Source organism: Flavobacterium chuncheonense, assembly GCF_042686145.1.
In the GTDB taxonomy this organism is placed as follows: Bacteria; Bacteroidota; Bacteroidia; order Flavobacteriales; family Flavobacteriaceae; genus Flavobacterium; species Flavobacterium chuncheonense.
The window spans coordinates 136,794-149,237 of record NZ_JBHUPC010000017.1 but is presented as its reverse complement, the minus strand read 5'-3'; the positions used below and the strand labels follow the sequence as shown (position 1 = coordinate 149,237).

The window sequence follows — 12,444 nt, the reverse complement described above, 5'->3', positions numbered from 1 at the left end:
ACAAATTAAATGCTAAATGTGTTTTTTTTTGTAAATTCGGTATAACTAACTACTCCGTTCCCAGATAGTTAAACCTATGCCCCATCCAAAGAATAAATAGAGTTATCAATATTAAATATAAAAATTATGAGAAAAACTATTATTCCGGTTCTATTAGCATTTTGCTTCGGTGCCTATTCTCAAGATAAACCCAATATCTTGGTTATTTGGGGAGACGATATCGGATGGCAAAATGTAAGTGCTTATGGTATGGGTACTATGGGCTATACTACTCCAAACATTGATCGTATCGGTAACGAAGGGATTAAATTTACCGACCATTACGCACAACCTAGTTGTACTGCAGGACGTGCGTCATTTATTACAGGTCAATACCCTATTAGAAGTGGTATGACTACGGTAGGGCAACCCGGTGACGTTTTAGGGCTTCAAGCTGCTTCGCCATGTTTAGCGGAAGTTTTAAAAGATGAAGGATATGCCACTGGGCACTTTGGTAAAAACCACTTAGGTGATAGAAATGAGCATTTACCAACAGTACATGGGTTTGATGAATTTTACGGCAACTTGTACCACTTAAACACTCAAGAAGAATCGGAGCAACGTGACTATCAAAATTTTGCGAAAGCCTATTCGGGAAACCTTGAAGATTATGAGAAGAAATTCGGAACACGTGGAGTTATCCATTCTTGGGCAAGCAACAAAGAAGATGGTACCAACGACCCAAGATTTGGTAAAGTAGGAAAACAACGCATTGAAGATACAGGCCCACTTACGCAAGAACGTATGAAAAATTTTGATGCTGGTGAAGTAATTCCGATGGCTGAAAAATTTATGAAAAAAGCAAAAGATGATAAAAAACCGTTTTTTGTGTGGTTAAACACTTCCCGAATGCACTTGTACACTCGTTTAAATGACGAATGGCGTTATGCTGCAGAAAAATACACATCTGAAGCAGATGTCCACGGATCTGGAATGCTACAACACGATCACGATATAGGATTAGTTTTGCAATGGTTAAAAGATCAAGGATTGGATAAAAACACTATCATCTGGTATTCAACTGATAACGGTCCAGAACATAATTCTTGGCCTCATGGTGGTACTACACCTTTCCGTGGAGAGAAAATGGGTACTACTGAAGGTGGTGTTCGTGTAGTGAGTATGATAAAATGGCCAGGCGTTATACAACCCGGACAAATAAAAAACGGTATTCAAGCCCATATGGATATGTTTACATCATTAGCAGCTGCAGCAGGTGTTGATAATGTAGCTGACAAAATGATGAAACAAAAGAAACAATATATCGATGGCGTCAATAACCTACCCTATTGGAAAGGGGAAACCGATAAATCCAAAAGGGATTTACTATTCTATTACTATGAAAGTAAATTAAATGCTGTGCGAATGGGGCCTTGGAAATTCCATTTCAATTGGAAAGAGACTTACTATGGTAATGTAGAACCAAGAACAGTTCCCTATGTTTTCAATTTGAGAATGGATCCTTTTGAAAGTTATAGTTCTGAAGATGCTTATGGCCATTTGATGCAGAAAGTGTCTTGGTTAATGGCACCACTAGGTGAACAGATGAACTTCCATTTAAAAACTTTAATCGATTATCCTCCAGTTCAAGGTGGTAAAAGTTTTGACATGTCAAACGTAGTGGAACAGGTTGTTAAAAAAGGATCGCAATAAAATAGTTTTTAATTTTACATATCATTTAAAAGAACGGGGGTACTCGTTCTTTTTTTTAATACTACTTTAAATATAAACACATATCAAACAAAATATTGTGTAATTTCCGGTTAATAATTTCTATAATTATTCGTAAATTGATGTTTCTTTATTTCAACATATTTAAAACAATATTAAAGTTGGATCAACATGAAAATATTGCTTACAGGTGCATCAGGTTATATTGGTAAAAGACTACTCCCCGTGTTAATTGAAAATGGACATGAAGTCGTTTGTTGTGTTCGTGATAGCAAAAGATTTCACATTCCCGACTCCATACATTCCAAAATAAAAATAATCCAGTTGGACTTATTGGATGCATCAACCTTATCGGCAATACCAAAGGATATAGATGCTGCTTATTACTTGGTACACTCTATGGCCTCAGCAACAGACTACCAAGAGCTAGAAATGATATCTGCAGTAAATTTTCGAAAAGCGGTTAACAAAACAAACGCGCAACAAGTTGTTTATTTGAGTGGTATTGTAAATGAATCTACTCTTTCCAAACATCTTAGTTCACGAAAAAATGTAGAAACTGAATTAAGCAAAGGCAAATATTCTTTGACGACCCTAAGAGCTGGGATCATTGTAGGTTCCGGAAGTGCATCTTTTGAAATAATGCGTGATTTGGTTGAAAAATTACCCATAATGGTAGCTCCCAAATGGCTCAATACCAAATGCCAACCCATTGGTATCACAGATGTCATACAATTTTTAAGCAAAGCGCTATTCAACCCACAAACTTATAATCGCGATTTTGATATTGGGGGACCTGACATACTTTCTTACAAAATGATGTTGTTAAAACTGGCAAAGATTAGAAATTTAAAACGTTTCATATATATAGTCCCTGTAATGACTCCAAGGCTTTCGTCATACTGGTTATATTTTGTCACCTCAACCTCCTACAAATTGGCAACAGCATTGGTAAGCAGTATGAAAGTTGAAGTGATTTGTCGCAATCAAGATCTCAATATAATATTGAATATTACCCCCATATCCTATGAAGAGGCACTAAAAAAAGCATTTAATAAAATTGAAAGTAACGCCGTTGTCTCTAGTTGGAAAGACGCTTTTATCAGTAGTAATTCCAATTTTAATTTATCTGAATTTTTAAATGTACCAACCTATGGCTGTTTTAAAGATGTTAGAAAAAGAAAAATCATTGATAGAGCTACATGTTTGAATAATATTTGGCGTATTGGCGGTGAAAATGGATGGTATTATGGAAACGCTTTATGGCGTCTCAGAGGTTTTTTAGACAAAATTGTTGGTGGTGTTGGTTTACGACGTGGTAGAACATCTGAAAACTCACTAAATGCGGGTGATGCATTGGATTTTTGGCGTGTATTGTATGCTAATAAAGAAGAAGGACGATTGTTACTCTTTGCGGAAATGAAATTACCAGGAGAGGCTTGGCTTGAATTTAAGATTACAGGTGATCAATTAATTCAAACAGCAACATTCAGACCACTGGGTGTCATGGGAAGATTGTATTGGTATGCCGTATTACCTTTTCATGGTTTTATTTTTAAGGGGATGATAAAAGCGCTGACTTCTTTAAAAACTTAAAAAATGAAATGGATTTTACCATTAATTGTCATTTCGCAATTTCTCTGCACTTCACTTTGGTTTGCCGGAAATTCAATTGTATCAAATCTTATTCAAGACTTACAACTTGATGATTCATTCTTAGCACATATAACAAGTGTTATACAATTTGGCTTTATATCCGGTACCTTATTCTTTGCCATTTTTACCATTTCCGATCGCTACTCGCCTTCCTTGGTTTTTTTTATTAGTTCTATTATGGCGGGACTTTTCAATATAGCTATTACACTCCCTGAAATTACTCCTACTACAATACTAATGTTTCGATTTTTAACAGGATTCTTTTTGGCAGGAATTTACCCCGTAGGCATGAAAATTGCCTCCGATTACTATCGAAAAGGATTAGGTAAATCACTAGGATTTTTAGTTGGAGCTTTGGTTATAGGAACAGCATTTCCTCATCTCATTAAAAATTACGCTAGTTCCCTTTCGTGGAAATATGTACTGTACATCACTTCTATTTTATCATTACTGGGTGGTAGTTTAATTTTTTTATTTGTTCCAAATGGTCCCTACCGAAAAATCAGTTCCAAAATGAACTTTTCGGCATTTGTAACTGTTTTTAAAAACAATAACTTTCGTTCTGCTGCTTTTGGATATTTTGGACATATGTGGGAACTGTATTCCTTTTGGGCTTTTGTGCCTGTAATGCTTAAACTCTATAACACAAAGCATGTGAACAACGAACTCCCAATAGCATTACTATCATTTTTCATTATAGCCATTGGAGGACTTGCTTGTGTAACAAGTGGTTTATTATCCCTAAAATTAGGACCAAAAAAGGTCGCAACGGCAGCACTTTCCTTGTCCTGCTTGTGTTGTATCGTATCACCACTATTTTTATCCACAGATTCAATAATAACTTTATTGAGCTTTTTATTTTTTTGGTCTTTTGTTGTAATAGCAGACTCTCCACTATTTTCAACTTTAGTAGCTCAAAATGCACCCGAAGCAACAAGAGGTACATCTCTTACAATTGTAAATTGTATAGGGTTTGCTATAACTATAATCAGCATACAGACTATAAATGCGCTAGCGAATACAATAGCTCCTGAATATTTATATTTATTACTCGCAATTGGACCAATATTAGGTTTAACAGCTTTAATCAAAAAATCAAATAAGATGTATTAAAAATCAGTTATAATACGTTTAAAATTATATCTAAAATCTTCTTGAATCTTGCCCATTTGTTCAACTCTAAAATAGCTAAAATCTAGTAAATTAGTCCATTTAAACAAATTTGCTATTGACAAATTTATAGGTTATAAAAAGAATCAACCACAATAAATATGACTACTAAATTTAAATTACGATGAACTCTATTTTAAGTTCGGTATTTTAAAATAATATCACTATTTTTATACAAAACACCATCATATGGAACCTAAAATTGTAAAAATGAATTGGAAACAACGGATTTTATTAGCATTACTCAATGGTCTTGTTTACATTGGAATTCTTTGGCTATTTGATTATTTTACAGAAGATCAACTTTACAGTACAAATGAATTACTTTTTCAAGGATTATTTTTTGGTTTTTTCATGGGAATCGCTTTTCCGTTTGTTGTAAAAAAGTTTGGTCATAAGTTTACTTCATCGCTTTCAAAAAATACAATACCTATTTTAAATCCTAATGAAACAATTGTACAAGAATTTCAAGGCAACCTTTTCAAAGGTATAGGGGCTGAAGGTGGTAAAATATTCTTAACATCGGAAAACTTAATTTTCAAATCGCACCAACTTTATATTCAAAATCAACAAACTAACATTCCGCTAGCTTCTATTTCTAAAATTGAAAAGCGTAAAACTGCTCTGAAAACTGACAATAGTATTCGCATAACAACAAACGATGATAAAAAATATGATTTTATACTAAATGAAAGCGATGATTTGATAACTTTATTGGAAGAAAAAAATAGCTAATAATATTCAAATCGATATTTTCTGGACAAGATTAATTATATTTTTTTAATCCTTGCTTTACTAGCAGAAGTCATAGGTACAATAGGCGGTTTTGGATCGTCTGTTTTTTTCGTACCTATTGGTAATCTCTATTTTGATTTTCATTCGGTATTAGGACTTACCGCTATTTTTCATTTTTCAAGTAATTTGAGTAAGATTTTTCTATTTAAAAACGGACTCAACAAAAAACTATTACTCCAAATCGGATTGCCTTCTGTGGCATTTGTAATTATTGGAGGCCTTTTGACTACTTTGGTCAACAGTACATTTTTAGAAACTATACTGGCTTTATTCTTAATAGGTTTAAGTCTTGTTTTTTTATTGCGAAAGAGCTTAATTATTACCCCTAATCCCAAAAACGCCATTACTGGAGGAGTCTTATCAGGATTTTCAGCTGGTTTGTTAGGAACGGGTGGCGCTATTCGAGGACTAACGATGGCTGCTTTTAATTTGGAAAAGAATGTTTTTATTGCCACTTCTGCCTTTATCGACTTTTTAATTGATTCTACTCGAACTTTTGTTTATTTCAAAAATGGATACATTCACCAACATGACTTAATCTATCTTCCTTTTTTGTTTGTTATTGGACTTGTGGGTACTTATATTGGAAAAAAAATCCTTTTTTACATTCCTCAAGATAAATTCAAAAAAATATCTTTGCTATTGATTTTAGGTATTGGTTTATTAACCTTAATTAATATAATCGCAAAACAATACACAACTTCATAAATTAAGCTATTTAAAAGAATGACTGTTAAAACAAGTATTAAAGAAATTGCCCAAGTTTTTTTTAAACTTGGTTGTTTTTCCTTTGGTGGGCCTGCTGCTCACATCGCTATGATGGAGGAAGAAGTCGTGAATAAAAGGAAATGGATGGAGCGTGAGCACTTTTTAGACCTTATTGGTGCAACTAATTTAATTCCAGGTCCAAATTCTACCGAAATGACCATGCATTGTGGCTACGAAAAAGGTGGTTCTTTAGGCCTTTTTGTAGCAGGCATTAGTTTCATTGTTCCTGCTGTTCTTGTGACTGGTTGCATTGCTTGGTTGTATACCACATACGGCCAATTACCAAAAGTAGAACCGTTTTTATGGGGTATAAAACCAGCCGTTTTGGCTATAATTGTTTCTGCTATTTTAAAACTCGGTCAAAAAGCACTAAAAAGTACTGAATTGACTGTCTTGGGTTGTCTGGCTTTGATAGCTTGTTTACTTGGATTTAACGAAATTTACGTGTTATTATTTTTTGGTTTAGCTGGAGCTTTGTATTTCAACTATCGTAACAAAAAAAAATCGGCAAACGTTCAATCTATAATCCCTTTATTGTTTTTACAAAGTTCAACCACTGCAATTGCACAGTTAACAACTTCAAAAATATTTTGGGTATTTCTTAAAGTAGGAGCCGTTTTATATGGTGGAGGATATGTATTGTTTGGCTACCTTGATGGCGAATTGGTGGCTAAAGGGTTACTAAACCCACAACAATTAATAGATGCTGTTGCTGTAGGTCAATTTACACCTGGTCCTGTATTATCAACAGCAACTTTTATTGGTTATCAATTGGATGGTTTTTGGGGTGCATTAGCAGCTACATTAGGTATATTTCTACCTTCCTTTTTATTTGTATTGCTTTTAAATCCTTTTGTCCCTAAAATGCGACAATCTTCCTTTTTAAGCTATTTTCTTGATTGCGTTAATGTAGCAGCTGTAGCCATAATGGTAAACGTGCTTTTTAATATGAGCGTGGCAACACTTATTGATTGGAAAGCAATTCTCATTACACTAATGAGCCTCATCATTACCTTTGCTTTAAAAAAAGTAAATGTTATGTGGACTGTTATTGGTGGAAGTATATTAGGTTATTTGTTACTATTACTATAAAAAAAGCCTCTTCGGATTTGAAGAGGCTTTTAGTTTTTCTATTAATGCAATTAATCTCCTTTTAAGAAGGCTAATACCTCATTGCCTGATTCGTCGTATAATTGAAGCATTGTATCTTTAATTACATACGATTTCACTTTCTGTAACGCTTGATTATAACGATTCGCTACTTCCATATCACGGCACATTTTTCGAGTCCCCGCTAAAGGTCCAAATTCTAATGCTGAATCGGAAACTTTTGCAATTTTGCCCGAATAATTGTTACAACCGTCGGATCCCATTGCCATATTGGTCGTCAAATTGATTTCTAAACGTGGCGCTTGTATCATTCGATTGATTGGTCCTCCCTCTATACGAACAGCATTCCAGATATCGTGAAGGTTTTGATTTGGTTTATTAGATTTTCTCAAGAATTCTAATACTATTTGTCCCTCTTTATCAGAAAATGTTAGTTTTTCATTTTCATACTTATAACCCGATACCGTATTCAAAGCCTTCATAAAACCATCTGCTATTTTCATATCAATACACATTTTTTTCGTAGCTGCCAAAGGACCAAACTCAATTGAAACGGAAGTGATATTCTTAATTGTACCCGAAAAACCATTACAGCCATCAGTCCCTGAAATTCTACTTTTACTTAAATCAAATGATAGTGATGGTAAGTTTTCCTGATTGCTCACATTTTGATTGTTTAACACGGATAACATCCAATCACCATTTAAAAGCAAGCGTTCATCGGCTTTCTTCTCCAATACTTTTACCAAAGTATATTCAATTGAAGAAGCATCAGCTGGTACTTTAGAAGCTTCTAGTTGTATTTCATTTACTTCTATTTGTTGGTAAAAACCTTCTTCAAATTCAAATCCACGAATGGGAGCATAAAAGTTTTCCCATTTTGCTTGAGCTAAATCTGTTCCTTTGTATACTTTTAAAACTTCTCCTTTTCCTGCTCCCATAGAGGCTTCTGTTTTATATCCACTTACCCAAAAACTAGTGTTTTTGGTTCCACTACATGACATAAAAGCCGTAGTTAAAATAATTACTCCTGCTTGAAAAATTCTCATACTTAATTCATTTTAATATTATCAATACTCAGACATACAAATTTAAGATATTGTAACTAATGCTCTAATTTACCACAATTATTTAACAATTCATTAAAACTATAAATCCAAAACGATATTACATGGTCAAAAAGCAGACCAAAACTTAATTTATTTCTTCATTATTCAATTGTAGCATAATTCCTTGTCGTCTACAAAAAAGCTTAAAAACTGCATATCATTACATTACAGCTGAAAACAAGCGTAAAATTTGTTCCATAAAAATTTGATATTTCGGTCTATTTTTCCATTCACTACAAATAATTTCATCAGCATTTTCAATATCCATTTTAAATGTTTCTATGAGCTGATTAGCTAATTCTTGTTGGTATACCACTGTGTTGACTTCAAAATTCAATTCAAAACTACGATTGTCTAAATTTGCCGTCCCAATGAAAGATACTAAGCCATCACAGACCATGGTCTTGGCGTGTATAAATCCTTTTGAATATTTGTAAATCCGAATACCTATATCCAATAACTCTTGGTATTGTGAATTGGATACAGCATTCACAATCCTGGAATCGGAAATACCTGGTACCATAATATGAACCTCTACCCCACTCAATCTGGCTATTTTTAAAGCATCCATAAACGATTTTTCAGGAATAAAATAGGGAGTCGTAATCAATATTTGTGTTCTAGCGGTAGCAATGGCTTGAATCATTGAATACATAATTGTAGGGTATTCCGAATCTGGGCCGCTAGCCGAAACTTGTACCAGCGTATTACCATAGTAGTTCTCGTTCTCTCTTCCAAAAGGAAACAATTCTTCTGTATATCCTAAATCTTGTTCCGCGCAAAAATTCCAATCGGCTAGAAAAGTCTGTTGTAAATTCATAACTGCAGCTCCTTCAATTTTTAAGTGCGTATCTCGCCAAAAAAGCTCGCTATTAGCTGTATTGATATATTTGTCAGACACATTTATACCGCCGGTATAACCCACTACTCCATCAATTATAACAATCTTTCTGTGATTGCGGTAGTTCATTCTATTAGCAAAAAAAGGATGAATTATTTTATAAAATGGCGCTACTTCAACTCCCCCTACTTGTAATTTTTTAATAAGGTTCTTAATCCCCATACTTCCAAAGTCATCATACATAAACCTTACCTCTACTCCACTTTTAACTTTGTCAATTAAAATTGTTGCTATTTCATTACCTATATTATCATCCTCGTAAATGTAGTATTGAATGTGAATATGGCGTTTTGCTTTTTTTAAATCAGCAAGTAATGCTTTGAATTTTTCATTACCATTTACCAATAATTGAACTGAATTGTTGTCTGTCGTTATGTTTTGTTCTTTACTAATAATTACTGCTAAGGGATAGAAATTAGCTAATTCTAATTCGTATTTCGATAATAGTCGATCTGTGAAAATTTGCACTCTATCGCGTAAATTTTTAAAGCCTTTTGCATCAATATTCAGCTTCTTACGGTATAATTTTGCCTTGCGATAATTTACACCAAGTGTAAAATAAATAAATACTCCTCCAATTGGAAAGAAGGTCACTAGAAATAAATACCCTAAAGCTTTACTTTGGGTAGGTGTATCCAAAATAATTTTAATACAAACCCCTATGATAAACAGATAATAGAGTACGATTAAAAAAAGATTTATTTCTATTCCATTTAAAAGATTCATAACAAAAACTTTTAACTATTGATAATGCAATTTAAGCTTACAAACTTTATTTTTTCCAGCTGCGTATAAAATCGAATCGTTTTGAAAACGAATGGTGTAAAGCTCTTTTTCCTCTGCAACCTTTTCCCATGTATTTCCCCTATCATTGGAAAAATGTATCCCAGTTCCGCCCACACATACTAATCCTTTACCTTGTGAATTGGGAATAAACTGAATACATGAAGCATAACCAAAGCCTTTATTTTTGGCTATTAATTTCCATGATTTTCCTCCATTGGTAGTTATCGCTTTATTCGCTGCATTATCTTGTTGGTTTTCATAATTCCCCCCCGCAACTACTCCTATTTTCTCATCATAAAAATCAGCAGTAAAAATCCCTGTCATACTTTCGCCTTGCACTATAGGCGTTTTATATGCTTTCCAAGTTTTACCTGCATCTTTACTTACAAAACAACGCGCCTTTTTCCCGCCAGAAACCATAACTATAGTATTCCCTTTGAAAATTAAATTGGTATTACTAGCTGCAAAAGCCGCTTCACCTTCATACACTTTAGGTAAAACTTCACAGGGTATTTTATTCCAAGTTTTACCTCCATCTGCTGTACGGATAACATTTAAACAATCGTCAATCGGATCGCCCATTGCCATTCCGATTGAATCATTCAAAAAATGCATGCTATCATAAAACACTTTACTGTTTTCTTCTTTATAAACCAAGGTTACAAGTTTTTTATCATTAGAAATTCGATACAATAAAGCGGGACTAGCGACACTCATCATAAATACAGCATCTTTTGTTTTGGCTATACTTCTAAAATCCAGACTAAGCGTATCATTGATAATTTTTCCTTTAAAAACTTTTTGAGAATCTAGCGTTATTGCACCGTATCTTCCTTGTGTTCCCGAAAACCAAAGTTCCTTTTCTCCAATGCATAAACCTCTAATGGCAATACTGTCTTCATAAATGGTTTCAATTGTAATATTGGATAATTTTCTACTAGGTTCTAACTTTTTATTACAAGAAATAAACATTAACCCGATAAAAAAATACAGTACTAAAAATTTCATAAAAGTGCTTATTTACTGCTAAGTTACAATTTTTAACACAAGTTCCTTTCCCCAAAAAATAATTCTTGGCATAGTAATTGGTTTGTTCGTTGTAACGATTAATAATTCAATAATACAGAGAGATATGAAAACAAAATTTATAACTGCGTGCATAGGTGCTTTATTATTCGCCTTCCCAACGTTCGCACAGGATAGGACAACTGTAAGAGCAAATAGTTCTGATATTAGTGATAATTTAGATTTAAGAGCGGTGGCCACCATTTTTGGTGATGCTTCTGATTTGGAAGATTTTGAGAGAAGACTTAATGATCCCAATTCTCAAATTTCTAATCTTGATTTGAACCAAGATAATTATGTCGATTACCTTCGCGTTATTGAATCGGTTGAAGGAAATGCACACATCATCATAATACAAGCTGTTCTTGACCGTGATTTGTATCAAGATATTGCCACTGTTGAAGTTGAAAGAGACAGCAATAATGCTGTACAAGTTCAAGTAGTAGGTGATGTTTATATGTATGGCGAAAATTATATTTATGAGCCCGTATATGTACACCGTCCGGTAATCTATGCTTCTTTCTGGGCTGGTCACTATCGTCCGTATTGTTCATCATGGTACTGGGGATATTACCCAAGTTATTTCACGTTTTGGAATCCTTACCCTGTATTCCGATACCGTAATCATATTGCAGTTCATATCAACTTTGGTCATACTTACCATTATGTAACCCACAGAAGGTGTTCCTACGCTTACAACAGCTATTATGGAAGACGAGCTAATGCTTATGAAAGAAGATACCCAAATCGTTCTTTCCACCACAGACATAGTGGATATGCAAATCGTTATGAACTAGACCGTAATAGAAATATACGTACAAGAGTTCCAGGTACTAGAGCATTAGCGTACAACGATTCAGGAAGAGGTAGAAATGCTATTGCTTCAAATTCTGACAGAACACGTACTAACACTAGACAAAGTAATACTAGTGGTAGAACTTTTAACAGTACTCATAATACAGGAAGAGGAAAAGGAAGAAATGCTGAAGCTACAACATCTAGTAATCCTAGAATGAATGCGCAAACTAGGGCCAATAGAACTTCAGATGCAACACCAAGAAGAAATAATAGTACAACCATTAATTCTCCAAGAAATACTACTCAAAACAGAAAAAATAGTAGTTCGGCTATGAATTCGCCAAGAGCTAGAGCAGAACGCAGTAATACTAGTAAGTCTAGAGCAGCGACTACACAAAACCGATCTACTTCACAAAGAAGTACGCCTCAAATGCAAAAATCTAACCGACAAAGTGGAAGCAGTGGAAGAGCAACTTCTAATTCGGGAGGCCGAACTAATTCAAATAGAGGAAATTCAAACCACGGAGGACGTTCATAATAAGTTAAGAAAGCTGTCAATTGCGACAGCTTTTTTTA

The 12,444-nt window shown here is 34.0% G+C and carries 10 protein-coding genes; 7 read left to right on the top strand and 3 right to left on the bottom strand.

Features of this window, described 5'->3' with window-relative positions; all coding sequences use genetic code 11:
- Window positions 1-126 precede the first annotated feature (126 nt).
- The 6 genes from ACFS5J_RS11965 (at window position 127) to chrA (ending at window position 7,191) form a co-directional block, all read left to right on the top strand.
- On the top strand, window positions 127-1,692 hold the full coding sequence (locus tag ACFS5J_RS11965; RefSeq protein WP_379812442.1) for an arylsulfatase: 1,566 nt from the start codon (window positions 127-129) through the stop codon (window positions 1,690-1,692).
- A 189-nt stretch (window positions 1,693-1,881) separates the two neighbouring features.
- Window positions 1,882-3,306 carry an SDR family oxidoreductase gene (locus tag ACFS5J_RS11960; protein ID WP_379812441.1) on the top strand — a complete coding sequence of 475 codons (1,425 nt, stop codon included), beginning with the start codon at window positions 1,882-1,884 and terminating at the stop codon, window positions 3,304-3,306.
- Window positions 3,307-3,309: 3 nt separating this feature from the next.
- On the top strand, window positions 3,310-4,479 hold the full coding sequence (locus ACFS5J_RS11955) for an MFS transporter (protein WP_379812440.1): 1,170 nt from the start codon (window positions 3,310-3,312) through the stop codon (window positions 4,477-4,479).
- Between the two features lie 246 nt (window positions 4,480-4,725).
- On the top strand, window positions 4,726-5,271 hold the full coding sequence (locus tag ACFS5J_RS11950; RefSeq protein ID WP_379812439.1) for a GRAM domain-containing protein: 546 nt from the start codon (window positions 4,726-4,728) through the stop codon (window positions 5,269-5,271).
- A 21-nt stretch (window positions 5,272-5,292) separates the two neighbouring features.
- Complete coding sequence (locus tag ACFS5J_RS11945; RefSeq protein WP_379812519.1) at window positions 5,293-6,039, top strand: sulfite exporter TauE/SafE family protein; 747 nt, start codon at window positions 5,293-5,295, stop codon at window positions 6,037-6,039.
- Window positions 6,040-6,057: 18 nt separating this feature from the next.
- Window positions 6,058-7,191, top strand: coding sequence for a chromate efflux transporter (chrA, locus tag ACFS5J_RS11940; RefSeq protein ID WP_379812438.1), 1,134 nt, complete (start codon window positions 6,058-6,060; stop codon window positions 7,189-7,191).
- Window positions 7,192-7,241: 50 nt separating this feature from the next.
- Here chrA and ACFS5J_RS11935 read toward each other — a convergent pair whose 3' ends face one another.
- The 3 genes from ACFS5J_RS11935 to ACFS5J_RS11925 all read right to left on the bottom strand — a co-directional run bounded on the left by ACFS5J_RS11935 (window position 7,242) and on the right by ACFS5J_RS11925 (window position 11,013).
- On the bottom strand, window positions 7,242-8,258 hold the full coding sequence (locus ACFS5J_RS11935) for an META domain-containing protein (protein ID WP_379812437.1): 1,017 nt from the start codon (window positions 8,256-8,258) through the stop codon (window positions 7,242-7,244).
- 220 nt (window positions 8,259-8,478) lie between these two features.
- Window positions 8,479-9,945: a cardiolipin synthase gene (gene cls / locus ACFS5J_RS11930; RefSeq protein WP_379812436.1), complete on the bottom strand. Its 1,467-nt coding sequence runs from the start codon at window positions 9,943-9,945 to the stop codon at window positions 8,479-8,481.
- Between the two features lie 15 nt (window positions 9,946-9,960).
- Window positions 9,961-11,013: a WD40/YVTN/BNR-like repeat-containing protein gene (locus ACFS5J_RS11925; protein WP_379812435.1), complete on the bottom strand. Its 1,053-nt coding sequence runs from the start codon at window positions 11,011-11,013 to the stop codon at window positions 9,961-9,963.
- A 124-nt stretch (window positions 11,014-11,137) separates the two neighbouring features.
- On the opposite strand from ACFS5J_RS11925, the gene ACFS5J_RS11920 reads away from it, so the two are divergent.
- A complete protein-coding gene (locus tag ACFS5J_RS11920) occupies window positions 11,138-12,406 on the top strand; it encodes a hypothetical protein (protein WP_379812434.1) in 1,269 nt (422 codons plus the stop codon).
- Window positions 12,407-12,444 lie beyond the last annotated feature (38 nt).

What these genes read in the sequence shown, in the direction of transcription:
- ACFS5J_RS11960 (WP_379812441.1), top strand. Translation starts at nt 1,882, where the DNA reads ATGAAAATATTGCTTACAGGTGCATCAGGTTATATTGGTAAAAGACTA.
- ACFS5J_RS11950 (WP_379812439.1), top strand. Translation starts at nt 4,726, where the DNA reads ATGGAACCTAAAATTGTAAAAATGAATTGGAAACAACGGATTTTATTA.
- ACFS5J_RS11925 (WP_379812435.1), bottom strand. Translation starts at nt 11,013, where the DNA reads ATGAAATTTTTAGTACTGTATTTTTTTATCGGGTTAATGTTTATTTCT.
- ACFS5J_RS11965 (WP_379812442.1), top strand. Translation starts at nt 127, where the DNA reads ATGAGAAAAACTATTATTCCGGTTCTATTAGCATTTTGCTTCGGTGCC.
- ACFS5J_RS11935 (WP_379812437.1), bottom strand. Translation starts at nt 8,258, where the DNA reads ATGAGAATTTTTCAAGCAGGAGTAATTATTTTAACTACGGCTTTTATG.
- cls (WP_379812436.1), bottom strand. Translation starts at nt 9,945, where the DNA reads ATGAATCTTTTAAATGGAATAGAAATAAATCTTTTTTTAATCGTACTC.
- chrA (WP_379812438.1), top strand. Translation starts at nt 6,058, where the DNA reads ATGACTGTTAAAACAAGTATTAAAGAAATTGCCCAAGTTTTTTTTAAA.
- ACFS5J_RS11955 (WP_379812440.1), top strand. Translation starts at nt 3,310, where the DNA reads ATGAAATGGATTTTACCATTAATTGTCATTTCGCAATTTCTCTGCACT.
- ACFS5J_RS11920 (WP_379812434.1), top strand. Translation starts at nt 11,138, where the DNA reads ATGAAAACAAAATTTATAACTGCGTGCATAGGTGCTTTATTATTCGCC.